Genomic DNA, 296 nt, shown 5'->3' with positions numbered 1-296 from the left:
CTCCTTTTCACGAGCCATTCCGGGCTGCCCTCGATGGAGACGGGCGGCCGCGGATAGGGCTGATTGTGCTTGCTGACGTGGTCCCGGTAGTCATAGCGAGCGCCGGGGAAACCAAGCATGCGCCACGAGACCATGTCCTTGTTGCCGCCATAGACCGGATCGGCAAAGAACCCTTCCATCGTGTTCTGCAGCAGAAGCCCGAAGAAACCAGGACCCTTGACGCCGTTTGGCAAGTCAACCTTTCCAGCTTCCATGGCGGTCAGGAATGCATCCTGGTCCGCCGGCTGGAGCTCGGC

Annotated in this window: 1 protein-coding gene; it reads right to left on the bottom strand. The window is 61.1% G+C overall.

Annotated features, from left to right (window positions below):
- Window positions 1–296: gluconate 2-dehydrogenase subunit 3 family protein (locus tag EN859_RS37040; RefSeq protein ID WP_135913737.1), on the bottom strand; the 296-nt coding region annotated here is incomplete at both ends.

Source organism: Mesorhizobium sp. M00.F.Ca.ET.216.01.1.1, assembly GCF_004010325.2.
GTDB lineage: Bacteria > Pseudomonadota > Alphaproteobacteria > Rhizobiales > Rhizobiaceae > Mesorhizobium.
The sequence above is the reverse complement of the archived record's forward strand: the minus strand, read 5'-3'. Positions and strand labels throughout refer to the sequence as shown.